The following is a 17,927-nucleotide window of genomic DNA, read 5'->3' on the forward strand; positions in this document are numbered from 1 at the left end:
TGAAAGTGTCGGAGCAGGGAACATCGCCGCTGAACAAGGGCTATCCAGATGTCTTGTAGCCTGTGTTTCGGCGACCGTTCCAGGCTGGCCGGCAAGGAGTAATCGGCTGCACGCCGGTCGACGGAGTGAGCCTCCGTGTCGTCGCGCAGTCGCCTGGAAGCAATTCGGAGACCAGAAAATGAGCGAGACGAAAGCCCAAGTCGGCCAGATCCGCACCGAGGTGCACGGGCATGTCTTCAAGATCATCATCGACAACGTGGCGAAGAAGAACTCGTTCAGTCCGCAGATGATGGCCCAGATGTCCGATGCGATGACGCTTCTCGACCGAACGGACGATTACTGGGTCGGGGTGCTCTGTGCCGACGGCCCGGATTTCACCGCCGGACTTGATATGCCGAAATTCTTTGGACCAAAGGCCGCGAATACCGAGATCAAGTCCGGCAACATCGATGCCTTCGCGCTGAAAAGCCGGTGCCGCAAACCGATTGTGACGGCAGTGCAGGGGATCTGTTTCACGATCGGCATCGAAATGATGCTGGCTGGCGACATTGTCGTGGCGGCCGACGACGCCCGGTTCTGCCAGATGGAATCCAAACGTGGAATCGCGCCCCTTGGTGGCGCCCACTTCAGGTATCTGACGCGTGCCGGATGGGGAGATGCGATGTATCACCTGTTCTTGTGCGACGAGTTCAATGCAGCGCGGGCTTACAAGATCGGATTTGTTCAGGAGGTCGTCGCTCCCGGCCAGCAGACAGGTCGCGCGATGGAAATCGCACAACTGATCGCCAGGAACGCGCCGATCGGCATTCAGGTGACCAAGGAAGCCGCATTGAAATATATCGAGGCGGGCGAGAAAGCGGCGATTGATTACATCCCGGAGATCAAGGATCGCGTTTTCAGCAGCGAGGACATGAAGGAAGGCATCCAGTCTTTCGTTGAACGTCGCTCGGCCGTGTTTCGCGGCAAATAGAACCATCCCCGCGTGACGGTCACGCGGAGGCTTGGACCGATGCGCGACAACGGATGTTGAGGCCGGAGGCGGTTACACCATCCTCGCCGGCGACATCGTGAGCTAAGGTGCTGTCAGCCGATGCTCCACGAAACGGAGTCAGTCAGCGCGAGAACACATTCTTCAACTGCACCAGGAATGTCACGAGCCACGCGCACGCAAACATGCCCGCGAGACCAAGCGCCGTTCTGCGGTCAATCAGAGACAGGTTTGTCCACCACCATATCCGGTAAAGCCATATTCCTGTCGTGGCTATGCCAAGCAAGCAGACCAGCACCTTGAGAAAGGACGAGTTCGCGACACCTAAAGCGCCAAACAAAAGCGTTGCTGGAATAAGAAACATCGTGCAGGCCGATATCAAAGTCTCGTTCATGGGTCCTCAAGACATCTACGAATCGCAGGCTAGATATGCAGTTTGCAGCAACCTGTACCCTTCTGGAAGGGACGCCGATGCGAACTGATACCTGGCGGCGCCGCCTACGATGCGTTCATCCAATCGTATCTGAACGAGGATGGTGAAATCCCAAATGGGTTTGGCTGACAGGCACCCTTTCAAATGGAGTCAGTCCGTCGCTTGGCGAAGGACCGATCCTGGCGCAAGGCGCACCTTGGTCGGCACACGAAGGCAGCCAGGGCCACAGAAGTACTACACGCAGCTAGAAAAAGCGTCCGTTCTCGAATTCTAAAAACGATCAGAAGCGAAATGAATTTGGGACAGTGCGGCTGCCGGATTACTCCGCTTGCGGTCATGGAAATTTGAGCGTTGAATTCGCCGCGTCATGCGCGGCTGCGATGCAATCTTTGAGCGAGGCGGCACGGTGTGGCGAGCCGGCCTGGTAACCGTCCTGAAGCAGCCAGACGCACGCAGCCTCCATGCGGGCAACGACCCAGCACGCGCTTCGATCATCAACAAGGAGGAGAACGATGAGCACTTGGCTTAGTGAACGAGAGCAGCGCCTCGTTGCGGGTGCCGAGGCGGCATCCGCGGCAACGCCGATCCCCACTCAAATTGTTTCCAACGGCGAGTATCTCCCGCCCCCGCAGAGCGCCACGCAGAAGAAGGTCGAGGCGCGGATCAACGAGCTCGCCGACCAGAACGGCAAGCACCTCGGCTTGAGCCGCAGGCAGTTCCTGCACACGAGCTGCGGCATGGCGGCGGCATTCCTAGCAATGAACGACATCTACGGCAATGTTTTCCAGGTCGCGCCTGCAGAGGCCCGCGAGCCCGAGCTGATGCTGGCGCGCGCGCAAGGCCTCGCCGGCCAGTTCATCTTCGACGTCCAGACCCATTTCGTGCGCGACGACTTCGATCACAAGGAGCTCTTGGGTCTCGCGGACTTTGCGAGCCAGCACTGGAACCCGAAGATGAAGGAGGAGGGCGTCTCCTCGCTCGCCCGCTACAAGTTCCAGAACTATGTGAAAGAGATCTACTACGACAGCGACACCAACATGGCGCTCTTGAGCGGCGCGCCGTTCGACGATCCGAGCTGGTGGCTTCTGTCCAACGAGCAGATCGTCAAGGCGCGCGAGCTCATCAACGACTTCGCCGGCTCGCGCCGTCTGCTGGCGCACAGCGTCATCACCCCAAAGCAGCCCGGCTGGATGGAGGAGGTCGACAAGGCAATCGAGGTCTACAAGCCGGACTCCTGGAAGTCCTACACGATCGGCGATCCGCTGGCGCCCTCCAAGTTCCCATGGCGGCTCGACGACGAGCAGGTGATGTATCCGTTCTACGAAAAAGCGGTGAAGGCCGGCATCAACACCCTGTGCATCCACAAAGGGCTGCTGCCGCCCGATTACGAGAAATCGTTCGCCGGCGTGTGGGAATACGCGACCGCGTGGGACATCGGAAAGGCGGCAAAGGACTGGCCGCAGATGAACTTCGTGATCTATCACTCGGCGCTGCGGGCGTTCCTCGAGCTGCCGGACAAGGCCTGGGCAGAGTTCGAGCAGACCGGCCGCATCCAGTGGGCCACGGATCTCGCGGAAATCCCGCAGAAGTTCGGCGTCACCAATGTCTATGCCGAGATCGGCACCTCCTTTGCCAACTCGGCCGTGGCGCATCCGAAGTTCTGCGCCGCGCTGGTCGGCACGCTGATCAAGGGCATGGGGGTTGATCACGTGATGTGGGGTACTGACTCGGTCTGGTACGGCTCGCCGCAGTGGCAGATCGAAGCGCTGCGCCGCCTCGAAATTCCGGAGGACATGCAGAAGAAATACGGGTTTGCGCCGCTCGGCGACGCCAATAGCGTCACCAAGCAGCTGATCTTCGGCGGCAACGCCACCAAGTTCTACAAGATCAGGCTGAAAGCGGCTGACAACACCAGGATGCCGGTCTTTTCCGCGGACCGTCTCGCTTCGCTCAAGAACGAGTATACGCTGGCGGCCAAGGAGCCCTCGAACCTGCGCTACGGCTACGTTCGCGCCGCGTAAATGTCCAACGGCCGCGCCGGCGGAGTGAGCAAGCTTCGCGGGCGCAGTTGGCGCGCGGCTGCAGTGACAAGGATGTCGATCGACAAATTCATTTTCGGCTTCGGAGCCAAACACTTCGTGCGATATCCGCTTTTGACGCAGGAGCTGACGTTCGTGTCCCGCGTGGGGTGGCGGCCCCGACCGACAATCTCGTTGATCCCACGGTCAGCTCAGGCCTAGACTGGCCAAGCTGAGCTATCCATGTCGTTCCAGGAGGATTCCATGAAGGTAGTTTCGCGATTCCTGCTCGCCGTGACCGTTCTCGCACTCGCGCTCGCAGCCGGCGACGGCTATGCGCAGGACGGTGGCATGAAGAAGTGGTCAAAGGGAAAAGGGTGGGGCTGGGTCTGGGGGCCTCAGGACGAGGTCGGAAACCTCAACGAGATGACCGATGCATCACGTTTGGCCGCCTTGAAGCTCGTGACACAGGGTAGAGCCTACGATCTCGGCCTTCCGTACGACCGCTATTCATACAAATGGCCCGGCCACAGCCCGGGAGAAATCATGAGCTTCCGATCGCCGGCGGGCGTGAGGAGCCAGAAGGATCTGTCGTTCACCACGCCGGAGGGCGGCAATACGGGCCTCACCGCCTGGCATAGCAACGCGATCTTCATGAACGACAACGTGGCGACCCAGATTGATGGGCTCGGCCACATCACACATGGACCGAAGAACGAGTTTTACAACGGTTTCACGTCCGACGAGTGGGGCGGCGACTTCGGCGTTCGCAAGGCCGACGTGACGACGATCCCGCCGATCGTCGCGCGGGGCGTCTTGGTCGACGTTGCGGGATTCAAGAACGTGGAGGCCCTTCCGTCTTCCTATGAGATCACTGTCGCGGACATCGAGGGCGCGTTGAGGGCGCAGAACATCGACGTCACCCCGGGCACGGTCGTTCTGCTGCGCACGGGAACCGCCCGCTACTGGGGTGAGAACGGCCGCGACCACGCCAAGATCGGCCAGCACGACTCGGCGGGCATCGGCCTGACAGCCGCGAAGTGGCTCGTCGAGGAGAAGGGCGCGCTTATGCTCGGTTCCGATACGTCCGGGCTCGAATATGCGCCGCCGAAGCCGGCCGACTCTCAGGCCGTTGGCGGCAGCTTCATCCCGGTCCACGTCTATCTGATCGTCCAGCAGGGCGTCCACATCCTGGAGTTCAATAACCTCGAGCGGCTCGCCGCCGATCGCGTCTACGAGTTCGCCTATATCCTGACCACAAACGCCATCCGCGGTACCGTGGCCGGCACGGCGCTGCGGCCGCTCGCCCTCCGTTAATCGAACGTAGCGTACAAAGACGATACGCGCTGATGACCGGGATGCCAGCAATGGTTTAGCAACGAAGCTTTACGTCGCAATTTGTGCAGGGACTAAAGCGGGCCAAGTTCTGACGTGGATTTTGCTGCACGTCCTGCGTTGTCGAACGTGAGGTAGTTCGCTGCATGACCGCTTTGGGGTCAAGGGCAGACCAGCCAGGAATGACCACTGTTGGCTGCCGTGCAAAGCGGACATTCCAAACATCGGCTGCGTCCTGTGCGGGCGTGCTACGAGATCGCGATGATCTCAAGCTCTTGACCGGATGTACCGGCGACATCCCCGACAGCTTTGCCCATCAGAGACCTTGCCACCGGGGACACGAAGGAAATGGAACCGGCCTTGGGGTCCGCTTCGTCCTCTCCCACGATATGATATTTCTGCACGCGCCCATCGTCGCGCCTGAAGGTCACCGTGCTCCCAAAGGCGACAGTGTCAGTTGACGTCGGATTGGGGATGACCTGAGCTGTCCGAACTCTCGCCGCAAAGTAGCGCGCATCGCGCAACGGGGTTGCGGCTTGCCGACGCCGTTCATTCACGTCTTCGATCTTCTGCGCCGTCTCATATGTCTCGCGGGCCTGTTGGAGCTGAAATTCCAGAGCCTTTAATCCCGCTTCCGTAACGAGGTTCGGATGAGGTGAAACCGGGCGGTCGGGAAGCAAAGTCTCCGACGCAGTTTCGGCACTGTCTTCCTTGGTGAAGGCAACGCTCAAGCTCAGCACTCCTTTTAAGCGAGATATGCAAAAAGCGATCGGCGACAAGAGCGCGGAATCGTCAAAAGGAACTGCAGCGCAACGCTCAGCGACTTCTGCGAATCTTATGCCGCGGAGCGAGACGGGCACCATTATACCTCGTTTTGTGCCTTACTCGACAGAAGCCCGGTGGCAGTCCTCTGTTGCAGACAGCCCTACGGCTTGATGCGTGGTATTCTCCGAGGGGGCGCTCGACCGTCGCATCATGGAGCCGAGCTGCTGCAGCCTTGCTACGCCGGCAGTTCCTCGGCATTGGGGTCGCCCGGTGCCGTCGCCCAGGCGAGTTCGACGAGCGTCACGATTCGCCGACCGGCGCCGTCAAGCTGGCAAACGATGAGGCCCTGCTCCTCGATGTAGGTCAGCAGACGCCGTGCCCGGCGCAACGAATGTGAGCCATAGGCGCGGGCAATCGCCGCATCGCCCGGGCAGGGCCAGCCCTCCTTCGCGGCGCGGGCGATCATCATGAAGACGCCCTGCATATCCTCCGGCAGAAGTGAGGCGCGGACCGAGACATCCTGCCAGGCGTCATCCTCCGCCATGTCGGAGCCGAGTCCGGCGCGGGCGCGCGTGAGCATGCGACGGAAGTCACCCAGGTCCGGCACGTCCGAACCGAGACCCTCTATTCGGCAGCGGACCACGAACTCCTGATAGAGGACGCCGATGGCACGGAATCCCGAATCGGGTTCCGCCATGACGGCGCGCAGAATACGGTCCACGCGCTCACGCCGCTCCGCCAGTTCCTCGGCGCTGAGTGGCTGCTCCACCGCTTCGGGACGGATTTCCAGCGCCGCTGACTTCGCCGCCATGAGCTGGCCGAGGAGGTCTGGCGGCGACCGGCGCTGGGGCCGGTTATTCTCGGGCGGCGGCGCTGCCAGGATGATGGCGCGTGCGTCCGGTGTCGCTTCCGGCAGAGGCATCAGGCGCGGGGTCGCGTTGCGCGGCGTGGTCTCCGTCGGACCGATGCGCAGCCCCAGCGGACGGCGGGAGAGGGCCGGTCCCAGCGCCATGAATTGCCCGCGTTCCAGATCCCGGAAGGCCTCTGCCTGTCGCCGCTCCATGCCCAGAAGGTCGGCGGCGCGCGCCATGTCGATGTCCAGGAAGGTTCGGCCCATGAGGAAATTGGACGCCTCGGCCGCGACGTTCTTGGCAAGCTTCGCCAGTCGCTGGGTGGCGATGATCCCCGCAAGTCCGCGTTTGCGGCCACGGCACATCAGGTTCGTCATGGCGCCGAGCGAGAGTTTGCGCGCCTCGTCCGTAACCTCGCCGGCGACGGCCGGCGCGAAGAGCTGCGCCTCGTCCACCACCACCAGCATCGGGTACCAGTGGTCGCGGGCGACGTCGAAAAGCCCGCCGAGGAAGGCGGCGGCGCGCCGCATCTGGTTCTCGGCGTCGAGCCCCTCGAGATTGAGCACTGTGGAGACGCGATGGATGCGCGCTCGCTCGCCGGCGACCTGCAGGCCCCGCTCGGTATGGTCCTCGGCATCGATCAGGAGGTGGCCGAAACGGTCGGCAAGCGCCACAAAGTCGCCTTCGGGGTCGATGATGGTCTGCTGTACCCAAGGGGCACTCTGTTCCAGCAGCCGGCGCAACAGATGGGATTTGCCGGAGCCCGAATTGCCCTGCACCAGCAGGCGGGTAGCCAGCAGTTCCTCAAGGTCCAAAGTCGCCGGGGCGCCTGCCGTCGTGTGTCCCATCTCGATCGCAACGGTCATGTCTCGACTCAAAGTCCCCTCAGCGGAGGCGGGCTTAACAACCTGGTCGCGGCCCGTCGAGCGCCCATGGCCGGCCACTTCGTGTTCTCCACGGCTGCAATTCTTTTACGTCCGTTCCGACCCCTTCCTGCGCCTCGGATTGAACGGTATCAAGAAGTCGCTCGGGCGGTGAGTTTTCGCGCTCGAAGCCAGCACGGGATCGTCACATGGCATTTGAACTTTTCGCACTCACGGGCAAGAGGGCGCTCATCACCGGCTCTTCGCAGGGCATTGGCTTCGCGCTCGCGCAAGGCCTTGCCGAACATGGCGCCGAAGTTGTCCTCAACGGCCGCGACGCCGGCAAGCTTGATGCGGCCGCGGCGAGACTGGCGGCCGCCGGGCACAAGGTGTCGGTGGCCGGCTTCGACGTCACGCAGGCGCAAGCCGCCAGGGACGGTGTCGAGGCGATCGAGAAGAACTCCGGCGCGATCGATATCCTGATCAACAACGCCGGCATGCAGTTTCGCTCGCCGCTCGAGGACTTTCCCGTCGAGAAGTGGGAGCAATTGCTCGCCACCAATATTTCGAGCGCGTTCTATGTCGGCCAGGCCGTCGCGCGTCACATGATCCGGCGCGGCCAAGGCAAGATCATCAACATCGCATCCGTGCAGAGCGAACTCGCGCGTCCCGGCATCGCCCCCTACACGGCCACCAAGGGGGCCATCAAGAACCTGACCCGCGGCATGTGCACCGATTGGGCGAAGTATGGCCTCCAGATCAATGCAATCGCGCCGGGTTACTTCAAGACCCCGCTTAACCAGGCGCTGGTCGACAATCCGGAATTTTCGAGCTGGCTCGAAAAGCGGACACCGGCGGCTCGCTGGGGTAACGTCGAAGAACTGGTCGGAGCTGCCGTGTTCCTGTCCGGCAAGGCTTCGTCCTTCGTCAACGGACATACGCTCTATGTCGATGGCGGGATTACCACCAGTCTCTAGGTTTGTGCCGCTGGAGTGCAACAATGAAAGCCGTCGTCATTCATGCGGCCCGCGATCTGCGGGTCGAGGAACGAGAGCCCGAAGCAGCCGGTAGCGGACAGGTCGAGATCGCCGTCGAGGCCGGCGGCATCTGCGGATCGGATCTGCATTATTTCAACCATGGCGGTTTCGGCACGGTGCGGGTGCGCGAGCCGATGATCCTCGGTCACGAGGTCGCCGGCACCATCAAGGCGCTGGGTACGTCGGTATTGGGGCTCGCGATCGGCGACCGCGTCGCGGTGTCCCCCAGCCGCCCCTGCAACGCTTGCGACTATTGCTTGAAGGGCCAGCAGAACCAGTGCCTTAACATGCGCTTCTATGGCAGCGCGATGCCGATGCCGCACATTCAGGGCGCATTTCGTCAGCGTCTCGTTGCCGAAGCCTGGCAATGCCACAAGGTCGCCGACGGTGTCTCGATCAACGAGGCGGCCTTTGCCGAACCATTCGCGGTCGTCCTGCATGCCGTCAACCGTGCCGGATCGTTGCTCGGCAAACGGGTTCTCGTGACGGGGTGCGGTCCGATCGGCGCGTTGGCGATCATGGCGGCGCGGCTCCACGGTGCTCGGGAAATCGTCGCGACCGACGTCGTGGCTGCGGTTCTGGAGAAGGCGCTGCAGCTCGGCGCCGATCGAACCATCAATGTCGCCAGCGATCCCGATCAGCTCGGCGCCTATTCGGCCAACAAGGGCTATTTCGATGTCCAGTTCGAAGCGTCCGGAAACGAACGGGCCGTTCGCTCGGGGCTCGAAGTGCTGAAGCCGCGCGGCATTCTGATTCAGCTCGGCCTCGGCGGCGATGTTTCGATCCCGCAGAATATGGTGGTGGCCAAGGAGATCGAAATGCGCGGGACCTTCCGCTTCCACGAGGAGTTCGGCCTGGCGGTCGACCTCATCAACCAGAGGAGAGTGGATCTGAGCCCGCTGCTGACCGGCGTCTTTGGACTGGAGGAGGCGATCCACGCCTTCGAGATCGCGGGAGATCGCAGCCGATCCATGAAGGTTCAGCTCAGTTTCTGAAGTTGCATGTAATTCTACATGCCTTGAAAGGCGGCAACGTTATCGCGTATCCGACGCGTTACCGTCCGCCGAATCATCTGCCGGCGACCAAGTGGCCCGAATTCCGTTTCTGCCTGAGGAAACGACGCGCCAGCTTGATGAAATTCTGCACCACCATCGACGTCTCGTCTTTTCTGAAGACGAGAAACACGTCGGCGGATGGTGGCGAGGGCCTGATGGGTCTGAACACGATCTCGTCGGTCGTGAAGCGGGCTATTGATTGCGGAACCAGTGCCACTCCGAAACCCGCTGCGATCAGACTGGGCACCGACTGCGCATCGACGACCTGCTGGGAGACCCGCGGCAGGAAGCCGGCGTCGATGCAGCATTTCTGTATGTAGCGCGCAAACTGGGAGCTCTCCGGCTGCAGGACGATGTGGTCCTCCGACGCAAGGTCGCCGAGGGCGATGCGCTTACGCCGGGCAAGCGGATGGGCTTTTGGCATGGCCACCACGACCTCTTCCGGCCACGCGAGTTCGCTGCTCAAAGCGTCCTCGGTGGGAATGCTTCGATTCAGGCTGATGTTTGTCGTTCGGTTGAGAAGGGCTGCGATCTGCAAGGCCGGTGCCTGTTCATGCACCGTCATTTTCACCGCAGGCGCATCCTTCCGGTATGCAGCCAGCAAATCGGCCAGGCGCCCACGCAGGATGGAGCCTGTCGCTCCGATATCGAGAGTGCCGACCAGGCCGGCGCCAATCGAGCGCACCTCGTCTTCCGCCAGTTTGATCTGCTGCTGAATGGCGCGGGCGCGCGCGAGCAGCGCTTCGCCGGCCTGCGTCAACTCGACCCTGCGACTGGTTCTATAGAGAAGCTGCGTCCCTAGCGCAGCTTCGAGTGCCTGGATCTGCTGGCTCAGTGGGGGTTGGGAAAGATTCAGCCGCCGCGCCGCGACAGTGAAGCTGCACTCCTCGGCCACGGCGATGAAATATCTGATCTGCCGGAGATCCATAGCGATATCCTATTGATCGTTTCGTTCTATATATTGGACACTTGGTCCGGCATGGTCAACGAATGATGGGAAGTGCTGCTTCGGTCGCCGGGTCGGGAGGCGAAGTGCCGTGTCGCGAATCGGGGCGAGCAGGCGGGTCAGCGCGGCCGGGCAACAGCCCGGTGGCGCGAGCAACCGGTTTCGAAGCGACGTCGACGTCGCCGTCAAAAACAATAGCGGCATCGGCCGTGAGCTGACCAAGCCGCATTGAATGGAAACGCCAACCAAGCGGGGAAAGCCGTGCCAAACATACTCAAGTCACTCTTCTTCCAGGTCGCCATTGCGCTCGGACTGGGTATTGCACTCGGCATGGCCTACCCGGATGTCGCCCTTCAGATGAAACCGCTGGGCGACGGCTTCATCAAGCTCATCAAGATGCTTGTTCCGGTGATCGTGTTCTGTGTCGTCGTGCACGGGATCGCCGCTGCGGGGGATCTGTCGAAGGTTGGACGGGTCGGGGTGCGCGCGCTCATATACTTCGAGGTCATAACGACGATTGCCTTGGTGCTCGGCATTGCGCTCGCCTATTGCTTCGAGCCCGGCGTTGGAATGAACATCGATCCGAAGACGCTGGATGCAAAGGCGCTGAGCGGCTTCAGTCAGACGGCAGCCCAGGTTGCCGGCGGCGGCGTCTCGGAATTCCTCATGAAGCTCATTCCTTCGACCGTGGTCGGAGCGTTCACGACCGGTGACATCCTGCAGGTATTGATCGTCTCGATCATGTTTGGCTGCGCCGTCTCCCTGTGCGGCGAGCGGGCCAGGCCGGTGGCGGATTTCATCGGACGCGTGAGCGACATCGTCTTCAAGATGATGAATTTCGTCGTCAGGCTGGCGCCGCTCGGCGTCTTTGGGGCGATTGCATTTACCGTCGGCAAATACGGCATCGGCTCGCTCAAGCAACTCGGCGGTCTCGTCGCACTGTTCTATCTGGCCGTGGCCGTCTTTGTCGTCGTGGTGCTGGGCGCGGTCATGCGTTTTTCCGGCTTCAGCCTGTTCAAGCTGCTGCGCTACTTCCGCGAGGAGCTGACGATTGTTCTTGGCACGGCTGCCGGAGACAGCGTGCTGCCACAGACCATGCGGAAGCTCGAGCTGCTCGGCATCAAGCCGTCGACCGTTGGGCTGGTCATTCCGACCGGATACTCGTTCAATCTCGATGCGTTCTCGATCTATCTGACGCTGGCCGCGGTATTCATTGCCCAGGCCACCAACACGCCGCTGGCGACGGGCGATCTTCTGGCCATTCTCGGCATTGCGCTCCTGACCTCGAAAGGTGCTCACGGAGTCCCGGGCTCGGCCATCGTTGTCCTTGCGGCGACACTCGCGGCGATTCCGGCCATTCCCGCCATCGGGTTGGTGCTGCTGTTGTCGGTGGACTGGTTCATCGGTATCGCGCGCGCGCTGGGCAACTATGTCGGAAACTGCGTTGCCACGGTTGCCGTTGCCTCATGGGAAGGCGACATCGATCGGGAAAAAGCGCATCGTGTCCTGAACGGCGAGGCCGCTGCCATCGATATCGACATATCGGTCGATCCCGTCGGTATCGATGTATCCGGCGCGCAGCTTCAGACGTCCTGAGACCATGCATCAGTGGGTCCGGCACCGGTCAGTGTCGGACCAAATCGTCGATGATCCCGTTCTCGGATTTGCGACGGATGGGAGTTGAGCGATGTTAGCGCTTTCGATTTCGCCTTTGACGAAGGCGGGGTTTGCGCCATTCGGCGAGGTGGTCGAGACCGCAGACGTGAAGCCGAAGTTGATCAATGAAGGCTTTGCGGAGCGTTTTGACGACCTGGCCGGCATTGACGTCGCCACGGAAGGTGGAGAGGTCAACGTCAGTCTGTTCATGGGCTCGGCAAGGCCAGCTCCGCTCGTCATCAAGCTCATGGAGCGCCACCCGCTGGGCAGCCAATTGTTCATGCCGTTGAGCGGAGCGCGATGGCTGGTGGTCGTGTGCACCGATCCGGACATCCCTTCAAGCTACCGGGCATTTGCCGCGTCGGGACGACAGGGCGTGAACTACGCGAGAAACTGCTGGCACCATCCGCTGCTCGTTGTCGGGGACGCCAGTCCGTTCCTTGTGATCGACCGAAAGGGCACGGGCGGCAACCTCGAGGAAAGGTGGCTTGAAGCGGCAAATTGGCTGCATGTCGCGTCATATGGTGCGGCAGAAGCGAACCCGGACATCACGGCGAAGCAGGGTTAGCGGCCCGGCGATCACCAGCAACAATCATCTCCAAGAGGTCATAAGGAATGTCATCTCGAACCTATCACGTGCCGCCGGGAGGGCATCCGGCCCAGACCGAGCTCCTGACCGGCCGGGCGGTCTTCACGGATGCGTATGCGGTGATACCAAAGGGCGTGATCCGCGACATCGTGACCAGTTATCTTCCGCACTGGGACAAGACGCGCGTTTGGGTGCTGGCTCGACCGCTGTCCGGCTTTGCCGAAACATTCTCGCACTACCTCATCGACGTGGCGCCGGGCGGAGGAAGTGAATCGCCGGAACCCGATGCGGGAGCGGAGGGTGCGCTGTTCGTCGTCGGGGGAGAGCTGTCCCTGAGGCTTGCCGGAACCGAACATTTGCTGCGGCCCGGCGGCTTTGCCTACCTGCCTCCCGGGAGTTCCTGGAGCGTGCAGAACCGCGGCTCCGGTTCAGTGCATTTTCATTGGATCCGGAAGCTGTATCAGCGTGTGCCTGATATCGCGGTGCCCGATGCCTTTGTCACCAACGAAAACGCCATTGCGCCGACGCCGATGCCTCACACGGACGGCAGGTGGGCAACGACGCGTTTCGTCGATCCATCCGATATCAGACATGACATGCACATTACGATCGTGACTTTCGAACCTGGTGCGTCGATCCCGTTCGCAGAGACCCATGTGATGGAACACGGCCTCTATGTTCTGGAAGGCAAGGCCGTCTACCGGCTCAACCAGGATTGGGTTGAGGTCGAAGCCGGAGATTATATGTGGCTCCGCGCCTTTTGCCCTCAGGCCTGCTACGCCGGCGGCCCGGAACGCTTCCGCTACCTGCTGTATAAAGACGTGAACCGGCACATGGATCTGCGCGCCCTGAGATCGCCGGCGGGCTCTGAAGCCAGGCTGGTCTGATGCAATGCCTGACGCCTCGCCAAGCTGACTTGGCTTGCCTGCCGCGGGGCGAGGAAGAATGTCGCATCAGGATTTTCGATGCTTTGCGTTCACCGCGATCGCAGCCGCCGCGGTGCGGTTCTCGACGCCGAGTTTCGAATAGATCTGCTCGAGATGCTTGTCGACGGTGCGCGGGCTCAGGCCCAGAATCTGCGCGATGTCGCGGTTGGTCTTGCCCTTGGACAGCCACGACAGCACCTCGCCCTCGCGGGCCGTAAGGCCAAGTTCGCTCGAAAATTCCGCTGGTGTGTCGGCACCTGAATCCTTGGCAAGCCGCAGCAGGAATTCGTTCGCGCCCAGTCTGCCCATGTACTGCAGCCGAAGCTGCTCGTTGCCGGGAAGCGCGGCCATGATGGCGGCCTTCGATCCGGCCTTGCCTTTGCGGGCCTGATCGAGCCATTGCGGGATCGGCTCCGGCAACACGACATCGTCGTCGCGATCGGGGCTAAGCGTATCCGACAGCAATTTCTGCGCCTGCGGCGTCGCCCACATGATCTTGCCCGCGCTGTTGACGGCCAGCAGATAGCGGCCGGAAACATCGAGGGCTGCGCGGGCGCTCTGGGTCAGCCGCGCATTGGCGAGGTGGACGCGGATGCGCGCCAGCATCTCCTCGACCGCAATCGGCTTGGTGACGTAGTCGACGCCGCCGGCCTCCAGGCCGCGCACGATATGCTCGGTTTCGGCCAGTCCCGTCATGAAGATGATAGGAACGTGGTCGAGGCCGGCGTCGCGCTTCAGCCGCTTGCAGGTTTCAAAACCGTCCAATCCGGGCATGACCGCGTCGAGCAGTACGATGTCAGGCGTGATCTGGTCGACGATCCGCATCGCGGCCGCGCCGTCGAGCGCGACCATGACCGTCATGCCGGCGCCGTCGAGCGCGTCGGTGAGCAGCCGCAGGGTCTCCGGCGAATCATCGACGACGAGGGCGACGTCGCGCTTTTTTGATTCAGTGATCATAGCTGTGCAGTGTTTTCAGGGTCGCCATGTACTGATCGAGATCGAAGCGGTCGACCAGCGAGCGCATTTGCGAAACGAAATCGGCATGCTGGGGATAGTCGTTGCCGATCTCGTCCAGCTTGACCTGGATCGCGCGGATGTAGCCGAGTTGCCCGAGCCCGATCAGTTCCTCGACATGCTTGACCGGCGGCCGCGAGCCGGTCTCCGGTTTCCAGCGCGGCTGGAGTATTGGCTCGGCCTCGTACTGCCATTCGATCTTGAGCAATTGCCGGATCGTCTCCACCAGCTTGGGGATATCTATCGGCTTCATCAGATAGCCGTCATGAAACGGCTGCGCCAGCGGCGCGCCATGGGCCTCCAGCGCGCTCGCCGACACCATCAGGATGCGGGCCTGGTGATGGCCGCTCACGCGCAACGTTTCCGCCACCGTCCAGCCGTCCATGCCCGCCATCGAGATATCCAGCAGAAACAAATCAGGCCGGCAGTGCTGCGCCAGCGCGAGGCAGCCGGGTCCGTCGGGCGCGCTCAGGAGAATGAAGCCGAGCGGCGCCAGCACCTCGCGCAGGAGGTCGCGATGGGTCGGATCGTCGTCGGTAATCAGGATCGTCTTGCGCGGGCCGTGATAGCCGAAGATCGGCGCCTCGACCGGCGCAATCCGCGTCGGATTGGTGACTTCCGACAGCAGGATCTTGACGCGGAAAATGCTGCCGGTGCCGACCTCGCTCGTCACCCTGATATCGCCGCCCATCACGCCGGCGAGCAGCCGGCTGATGGTCAGCCCGAGACCCGTGCCGGTCTGCGGCTGCGAGACGCCGAGCGCGCCGCGCTCGAACGGCGCGAAGATGCGTTCGAGATCGCTTGCCTGGATGCCGGGGCCGGTATCGATCACCTCGAACTCCGCGACCGGGCTGCGGTAATGCACGACGAATTGCACGCTGCCGGTTTGCGTGAATTTTAGCGCATTCGACAGCAGGTTGATCAGAACCTGGCGCAGGCGCTTTTCATCGGCATAGACCACGACGGGCAGCACCGATGGCCGCTTGAAAACGAAGTCGATGCCCTTGGCGGCGGCCTGCACGCGAAACATGCCGACGAGTTGGTCGAGGAATTCGCTCAGGCGCACCTCGTCGCGCGATAAATAGAGCCGGCCGGCCTCGATCTTGGAAATGTCCAAAATGCCGTCGATCAGCCCCGACAGATGGTCGGCGCTGCGGCGGACCACGCGCACCTGATCGCGCGGCTTGGTGGCGAGGCTGGAATCCTGTTCGAGCAATTGCGCATAGCCAGAGATAGCGTTCAGCGGCGATCGCAGTTCATGGCTCAGCCCCACCACATACCGGCTCTTGGCGAGGTTGGCGGATTCAGCCACTTCCTTGGCGCGCTGCAGCTCGGCATCGGTGCGCTTGTGCGCGTCGATTTCCTGAATCAAGAGCGTGGTCTGGCGCCGCGTTTCCGCCTCCGCCGCACGGCGGCTCTGCTGCGCCAGCACGAACAGCCATGCCACCACGCCGATGATGATGGTGAGCGCGAAGAACACCTTCCAGAGCACGTCGGATAGCGCAAAACCGTCGACCGGAATCGCCGCGGATGTCTGCAGATAGATCAGCCCGAGCGTCAGGCCAACGAGGCCTGCGGACACCGCGAACACGCCGAGATAATGCCCGAACTGCGAGTTGATCCGGGCATAGATCGGCTCCGGCAACAGCTTGCCGAGCGCCTCCGACACCTGTGCGCCGGCGCGCGCATGCGGCTTGCAGAGATCGTGGCAGCGGGCGTCGAGCGAACAGCACAGCGAACAGATCGGCCCGGCATAGGCCGGGCAGGAGGCCATGTCCTCCGGTTCGAATGAATGCTCGCAGATACAGCACTGGATCGCTTCGAGATTCTGCCAGCTCCGCTTGGGCTTGCGCGCGATGTAATATTTTCCGTCGGTCGCCCATGCGATCAGCGGCGCGGTGACGAAGGCGACCGCGAGCGCCACGAAAGCCGAGAGCGCCTTCGCCGTCGGTCCGAACAGGCCGTAGAACGCGCTGATCGAGACGATGGTCGCGATCGTCATGGCGCCGACGCCGACCGGGTTGATGTCGTAGAGATGCGCGCGCTTGAACTCGATGTGCTGCGGACGAAGCCTAAGCGGCTTGTTGATGACGAGATCGGCGACCAGCGCGCCGACCCAGGCGATTGCGACGTTGGAATAGAGCGCCAGCGTCTGCTCCAGCGCCTTGTAGACGCCGATTTCCATCAAGAGCAGCGCCACCATAACGTTGAACACCAGCCAGACCACGCGGCCGGGATGGCTGTGGGTCAGCCGCGAGAAGAAGTTCGACCAGGCGATCGAGCCGGCATAGGCGTTGGTGACGTTGATCTTGATCTGCGAGAGAATGACGAAGGTGCCGGTCAGCGCCAGCACCAGATCGGGCTGCGACAGCACGTAACGAAACGCTTCGAGATACATATGCGCGGGCTCGGCGGCGTGCTCGCTGGAGACGCCGTGGCTGAGCGCGAAGTAGGCGAGGAACGAGCCCAACAATAATTTGAGTGCGCCAAAGACGATCCAGCCGGGGCCGGCGCTGAGCAGCGCGATCCACCATGAGGTGCGGGAGGTCTTTCGGTCGCGCGGCAGAAACCGCAGGAAGTCGACCTGCTCGCCGATCTGCGCCACCAGCGAAAACACCACCGAGGCGGCGGTGCCGAACAGCAGCAGATCGAGATGGCCGCTTGGGTCGCCATGTTCGCCGGCGAATTTGCGCCATTCCGTGAACGAATGCGGGTTGGCCCAGGCGATCGCCACGAAGGGAAGAATGTGGAGAACGACCCAGAGCGGCTGCGTCCACAGCTGGAAGCGGCTGATCAAGGTGATGCCGTAGGTCACCAGGGGAATGATGACGACGGCGCTGATGAGATAGCCGATCGGGCGCGGGATGCCGAAGCACATCTCCAGCGCGGCGGCCATGATGACCGCTTCGAGTGCGAAGAAGATGAAGGTGAAGGAGGCGTAGATCAGCGAGGTGATGGTCGAGCCGATATAGCCGAAGCCGGCGCCGCGGGTCAGCAGGTCGATATCGATGCCGCATTTTGCGGCATGGTAGGCAATCGGCAGGCCGCAAAAGAAGATGATGACGCTGACGACCAGGATGGCGGCGGTGGCGTTGGCTGCGCCGTAATTCAGCGTAATCGTGCCGCCGATCGCCTCCAGCGCCAGAAAGGAGATCGCGCCAAGGGCCGTATTGGCGACGCGGGCGGCCGACCATCGCCGGGCGCTCTTGGCGGTGAAGCGCAGCGCGTAATCTTCCAGGGTCTGGTTCGCAACCCATTGATTGTATTGGCGCCTGACGCGGTCAATCCGCTGCCGCCCTGCCACTGTGATGCTCCTGCCAGTTCAACTGACCTCCCACGTAGCCAGCAAACTTCGTACCAAAACCTACGTCGCTATTTTGCGGTGCAATATACGCGATCTTACGTATCTGTGCAGTGCACAAATCTAGGCAATCCTCGCCTGACCAATAAG

The 17,927-nt window shown here is 62.0% G+C and carries 14 protein-coding genes; 8 read left to right on the forward strand and 6 right to left on the reverse strand.

Annotation, left to right across the window (positions count from 1 at the left end):
- Positions 1–178 precede the first annotated feature (178 nt).
- On the forward strand, positions 179–970 hold the full coding sequence (locus IVB05_RS13980; protein ID WP_247784931.1) for a crotonase/enoyl-CoA hydratase family protein: 792 nt from the start codon (positions 179–181) through the stop codon (positions 968–970).
- 142 nt (positions 971–1,112) lie between these two features.
- Here the strand turns inward: IVB05_RS13980 and IVB05_RS13985 are convergent, their stop codons facing one another.
- Positions 1,113–1,382, reverse strand: coding sequence for a hypothetical protein (locus IVB05_RS13985; RefSeq protein ID WP_247784932.1), 270 nt, complete (start codon positions 1,380–1,382; stop codon positions 1,113–1,115).
- Positions 1,383–1,933: 551 nt separating this feature from the next.
- Between IVB05_RS13985 and IVB05_RS13990 the strand changes: the two genes are divergently transcribed.
- Positions 1,934–3,442 carry an amidohydrolase family protein gene (locus IVB05_RS13990; RefSeq protein ID WP_247784933.1) on the forward strand — a complete coding sequence of 503 codons (1,509 nt, stop codon included), beginning with the start codon at positions 1,934–1,936 and terminating at the stop codon, positions 3,440–3,442.
- Positions 3,443–3,703: 261 nt separating this feature from the next.
- Complete coding sequence (locus IVB05_RS13995; protein ID WP_247784934.1) at positions 3,704–4,756, forward strand: cyclase family protein; 1,053 nt, start codon at positions 3,704–3,706, stop codon at positions 4,754–4,756.
- A gap of 266 nt (positions 4,757–5,022) precedes the next feature.
- Here IVB05_RS13995 and greA read toward each other — a convergent pair whose 3' ends face one another.
- Both greA and IVB05_RS14005 read right to left on the reverse strand, forming a co-directional pair.
- On the reverse strand, positions 5,023–5,505 hold the full coding sequence (gene greA / locus IVB05_RS14000) for a transcription elongation factor GreA (protein WP_247784935.1): 483 nt from the start codon (positions 5,503–5,505) through the stop codon (positions 5,023–5,025).
- A gap of 269 nt (positions 5,506–5,774) precedes the next feature.
- Entirely contained in the window at positions 5,775–7,256 is a 1,482-nt protein-coding gene (locus tag IVB05_RS14005; protein ID WP_247784936.1) for an ATP-binding protein, read from the reverse strand.
- A 206-nt stretch (positions 7,257–7,462) separates the two neighbouring features.
- On the opposite strand from IVB05_RS14005, the gene IVB05_RS14010 reads away from it, so the two are divergent.
- Entirely contained in the window at positions 7,463–8,230 is a 768-nt protein-coding gene (locus IVB05_RS14010) for an SDR family oxidoreductase (RefSeq protein WP_247784937.1), read from the forward strand.
- A 23-nt stretch (positions 8,231–8,253) separates the two neighbouring features.
- Positions 8,254–9,285 (forward strand): L-idonate 5-dehydrogenase, encoded by a 1,032-nt coding sequence (locus IVB05_RS14015; protein ID WP_247784938.1) that lies wholly within the window; start codon positions 8,254–8,256, stop codon positions 9,283–9,285.
- A gap of 73 nt (positions 9,286–9,358) precedes the next feature.
- Here IVB05_RS14015 and IVB05_RS14020 read toward each other — a convergent pair whose 3' ends face one another.
- Positions 9,359–10,273 (reverse strand): LysR substrate-binding domain-containing protein, encoded by a 915-nt coding sequence (locus tag IVB05_RS14020; protein ID WP_247784939.1) that lies wholly within the window; start codon positions 10,271–10,273, stop codon positions 9,359–9,361.
- A gap of 279 nt (positions 10,274–10,552) precedes the next feature.
- Between IVB05_RS14020 and dctA the strand changes: the two genes are divergently transcribed.
- The 3 genes from dctA to IVB05_RS14035 all read left to right on the forward strand — a co-directional run bounded on the left by dctA (position 10,553) and on the right by IVB05_RS14035 (position 13,423).
- Positions 10,553–11,887, forward strand: coding sequence for a C4-dicarboxylate transporter DctA (gene dctA, locus IVB05_RS14025; RefSeq protein ID WP_247784940.1), 1,335 nt, complete (start codon positions 10,553–10,555; stop codon positions 11,885–11,887).
- A gap of 91 nt (positions 11,888–11,978) precedes the next feature.
- Positions 11,979–12,515, forward strand: a complete 537-nt coding sequence (locus tag IVB05_RS14030; protein WP_247784941.1) for an ureidoglycolate lyase — start codon at positions 11,979–11,981, stop codon at positions 12,513–12,515.
- A gap of 47 nt (positions 12,516–12,562) precedes the next feature.
- The gene (locus IVB05_RS14035) at positions 12,563–13,423 is read left to right on the forward strand and encodes a bifunctional allantoicase/(S)-ureidoglycine aminohydrolase (protein WP_247784942.1); all 861 of its coding nucleotides are present in this window, start codon (positions 12,563–12,565) and stop codon (positions 13,421–13,423) included.
- Between the two features lie 66 nt (positions 13,424–13,489).
- On the opposite strand, the gene IVB05_RS14040 is transcribed toward IVB05_RS14035, so the two are convergent.
- Positions 13,490–14,419 carry a response regulator transcription factor gene (locus IVB05_RS14040; RefSeq protein ID WP_247784943.1) on the reverse strand — a complete coding sequence of 310 codons (930 nt, stop codon included), beginning with the start codon at positions 14,417–14,419 and terminating at the stop codon, positions 13,490–13,492.
- Entirely contained in the window at positions 14,409–17,780 is a 3,372-nt protein-coding gene (locus tag IVB05_RS14045; protein ID WP_247784944.1) for an ATP-binding protein, read from the reverse strand. The genes IVB05_RS14040 and IVB05_RS14045 overlap by 11 nt, the downstream gene beginning before the upstream one ends.
- Positions 17,781–17,927: the final 147 nt, after the last annotated feature.

Origin of the sequence: Bradyrhizobium sp. 170, assembly GCF_023101085.1 — a bacterium.
GTDB lineage: Bacteria > Pseudomonadota > Alphaproteobacteria > Rhizobiales > Xanthobacteraceae > Bradyrhizobium.

What these genes read in the sequence shown, in the direction of transcription:
- IVB05_RS14010 (WP_247784937.1), top strand. Translation starts at nt 7,463, where the DNA reads ATGGCATTTGAACTTTTCGCACTCACGGGCAAGAGGGCGCTCATCACC.
- IVB05_RS14040 (WP_247784943.1), bottom strand. Translation starts at nt 14,419, where the DNA reads ATGATCACTGAATCAAAAAAGCGCGACGTCGCCCTCGTCGTCGATGAT.
- IVB05_RS13995 (WP_247784934.1), top strand. Translation starts at nt 3,704, where the DNA reads ATGAAGGTAGTTTCGCGATTCCTGCTCGCCGTGACCGTTCTCGCACTC.
- IVB05_RS14015 (WP_247784938.1), top strand. Translation starts at nt 8,254, where the DNA reads ATGAAAGCCGTCGTCATTCATGCGGCCCGCGATCTGCGGGTCGAGGAA.
- IVB05_RS14005 (WP_247784936.1), bottom strand. Translation starts at nt 7,256, where the DNA reads ATGACCGTTGCGATCGAGATGGGACACACGACGGCAGGCGCCCCGGCG.
- IVB05_RS14035 (WP_247784942.1), top strand. Translation starts at nt 12,563, where the DNA reads ATGTCATCTCGAACCTATCACGTGCCGCCGGGAGGGCATCCGGCCCAG.
- IVB05_RS13980 (WP_247784931.1), top strand. Translation starts at nt 179, where the DNA reads ATGAGCGAGACGAAAGCCCAAGTCGGCCAGATCCGCACCGAGGTGCAC.
- IVB05_RS14020 (WP_247784939.1), bottom strand. Translation starts at nt 10,273, where the DNA reads ATGGATCTCCGGCAGATCAGATATTTCATCGCCGTGGCCGAGGAGTGC.
- IVB05_RS13985 (WP_247784932.1), bottom strand. Translation starts at nt 1,382, where the DNA reads ATGAACGAGACTTTGATATCGGCCTGCACGATGTTTCTTATTCCAGCA.
- IVB05_RS14030 (WP_247784941.1), top strand. Translation starts at nt 11,979, where the DNA reads ATGTTAGCGCTTTCGATTTCGCCTTTGACGAAGGCGGGGTTTGCGCCA.
- IVB05_RS13990 (WP_247784933.1), top strand. Translation starts at nt 1,934, where the DNA reads ATGAGCACTTGGCTTAGTGAACGAGAGCAGCGCCTCGTTGCGGGTGCC.